The 3,174-nt window shown below is 56.1% G+C and carries 1 rRNA gene; it reads right to left on the bottom strand.

The features are described 5' to 3' along the window. Window positions 1-21 precede the first annotated feature (21 nt). A 23S ribosomal RNA gene (locus tag ACJ6WD_RS41220) occupies window positions 22-3,142 on the bottom strand. Between the last annotated feature and the right edge of the window lie 32 nt (window positions 3,143-3,174).

The following is a 3,174-nucleotide window of genomic DNA, read 5'->3' as shown; positions in this document are numbered from 1 at the left end:
ACACAGTGGACGCGAGCAACTGAGGACAAGCCCTCGGCCTATTAGTACCAGTCAACTCCACACCTTACAGTGCTTCCATATCTGGCCTATCAACCCAGTCGTCTACTGGGAGCCTTACCCTCTCAAGGAGGAGGGAGCCCTCATCTCGAAGCAGGCTTCCCGCTTAGATGCTTTCAGCGGTTATCCTTTCCGAACGTAGCCAACCAGCCATGCCCTTGGCAGAACAACTGGCACACCAGAGGTTCGTCCGTCCCGGTCCTCTCGTACTAGGGACAGCCCTTCTCAAGACTCCTACGCGCACAGCGGATAGGGACCGAACTGTCTCACGACGTTCTAAACCCAGCTCGCGTACCGCTTTAATGGGCGAACAGCCCAACCCTTGGGACCGACTCCAGCCCCAGGATGCGACGAGCCGACATCGAGGTGCCAAACCATCCCGTCGATATGGACTCTTGGGGAAGATCAGCCTGTTATCCCCGGGGTACCTTTTATCCGTTGAGCGACGGCGCTTCCACAAGCCACCGCCGGATCACTAGTCCCTACTTTCGTACCTGCTCGACCCGTCAGTCTCACAGTCAAGCTCCCTTGTGCACTTACACTCAACACCTGATTACCAACCAGGCTGAGGGAACCTTTGGGCGCCTCCGTTACTCTTTAGGAGGCAACCGCCCCAGTTAAACTACCCACCAGACACTGTCCCTGATCCGGATCACGGACCCAGGTTAGACATCCAGCACGACCAGAGTGGTATTTCAACAACGACTCCACACCAACTGGCGTTGGCGCTTCACAGTCTCCCACCTATCCTACACAAGCCGAACCGAACACCAATATCAAGCTATAGTAAAGGTCCCGGGGTCTTTCCGTCCTGCTGCGCGAAACGAGCATCTTTACTCGTAATGCAATTTCACCGGGCCTATGGTTGAGACAGTCGAGAAGTCGTTACGCCATTCGTGCAGGTCGGAACTTACCCGACAAGGAATTTCGCTACCTTAGGATGGTTATAGTTACCACCGCCGTTTACTGGCGCTTAAGTTCTCAGCTTCGCCTGGACGAATCCAAGCTAACCGGTCCCCTTAACGTTCCAGCACCGGGCAGGCGTCAGTCCGTATACATCGCCTTACGGCTTCGCACGGACCTGTGTTTTTAGTAAACAGTCGCTTCTCGCTGGTCTCTGCGGCCACCCCCAGCTCAGACAGTAAATGTCATCACCAGAAATGGCCCCCCTTCTCCCGAAGTTACGGGGGCATTTTGCCGAGTTCCTTAACCATAGTTCACCCGAACGCCTCGGTATTCTCTACCTGACCACCTGAGTCGGTTTAGGGTACGGGCCGCCTTGAAACTCACTAGAGGCTTTTCTCGACAGCATAGGATCATCCACTTCACCACAATCGGCTCGGCATCAGGTCTCAGCCTTAACGTGCGACGGATTTACCTACCACACGGCCTACACCCTTACCCCGGGACAACCACCGCCCGGGCTGGACTACCTTCCTGCGTCACCCCATCGCTTACCTACTACAAGTCTGGTCCGTCGGCTCCACCACTCCCCTCAACTCCGAAGAGATCAGGGCGGCTTCACGGACTTAGCATCGCCTGATTCAGTATTGGGCGCTTCAAAGCGGGTACCGGAATATCAACCGGTTGTCCATCGACTACGCCTGTCGGCCTCGCCTTAGGTCCCGACTTACCCTGGGCAGATCAGCTTGACCCAGGAACCCTTAGTCAATCGGCGCAAGAGTTTCCCACTCTTGTATCGCTACTCATGCCTGCATTCTCACTCGTGAACCGTCCACAACTCGTTTCCACGGCTGCTTCACCCGGCACACGACGCTCCCCTACCCATCACGATCCCCGTTAGGAGTAATATCGCAATGACACGACTTCGGCGGTGTACTTGAGCCCCGCTACATTGTCGGCGCGGAATCACTTGACCAGTGAGCTATTACGCACTCTTTCAAGGGTGGCTGCTTCTAAGCCAACCTCCTGGTTGTCTCTGCGACTCCACATCCTTTCCCACTTAGCACACGCTTAGGGGCCTTAGTCGATGCTCTGGGCTGTTTCCCTCTCGACCATGGAGCTTATCCCCCACAGTCTCACTGCCGCGCTCTCACTTACCGGCATTCGGAGTTTGGCTAAGGTCAGTAACCCGGTAGGGCCCATCGCCTATCCAGTGCTCTACCTCCGGCAAGAAACACACGACGCTGCACCTAAATGCATTTCGGGGAGAACCAGCTATCACGGAGTTTGATTGGCCTTTCACCCCTAACCACAGGTCATCCCCCAGGTTTTCAACCCTGGTGGGTTCGGTCCTCCACGAAGTCTTACCTCCGCTTCAACCTGCCCATGGCTAGATCACTCCGCTTCGGGTCTTGAGCATGCTACTCCACGCCCTATTCGGACTCGCTTTCGCTACGGCTTCCCCACACGGGTTAACCTCGCAACATACCGCAAACTCGCAGGCTCATTCTTCAAAAGGCACGCAGTCACGACTGATGAGTAAACTCACCAGCGACGCTCCCACGGCTTGTAGGCACACGGTTTCAGGTACTATTTCACTCCGCTCCCGCGGTACTTTTCACCATTCCCTCACGGTACTATCCGCTATCGGTCACCAGGGAATATTTAGGCTTAACGGGTGGTCCCGCCAGATTCACACGGGATTTCTCGGGCCCCGTGCTACTTGGGTGTCTCTCAAACGAGCCGCTAATGTTTCAGCTACGGGGGTCTTACCCTCTACGCCGGACCTTTCGCATGTCCTTCGCCTACATCAACGGTTTCTGACTCGCCTCACAGCCGGCAGACTGCAAAAGAGAGATCCCACAACCCCAACCACGCAACCCCTGCCGGGTATCACACGTGACTGGTTTGGCCTCATCCAGTTTCGCTCGCCACTACTCCCGGAATCACGGTTGTTTTCTCTTCCTGCGGGTACTGAGATGTTTCACTTCCCCGCGTTCCCTCCACACTGCCTATGTGTTCAGCAGCGGGTGACAGCCCATGACGACTGCCGGGTTTCCCCATTCGGACACCCCCGGATCAAAGCTCGGTTGACAGCTCCCCGGGGCCTATCGTGGCCTCCCACGTCCTTCATCGGTTCCTGGTGCCAAGGCATCCACCGTGCGCCCTTAAAAACTTGGCCACAGATGCTCGCGTCCACTGTGCAGTTCTCAA

Origin of the sequence: Streptomyces sp. VTCC 41912, from assembly GCF_045799175.1 — a bacterium.
Lineage (GTDB): Bacteria > Actinomycetota > Actinomycetes > Streptomycetales > Streptomycetaceae > Streptomyces > Streptomyces albulus_C.
The sequence above is the reverse complement of the archived record's forward strand: the minus strand, read 5'-3'. Positions and strand labels throughout refer to the sequence as shown.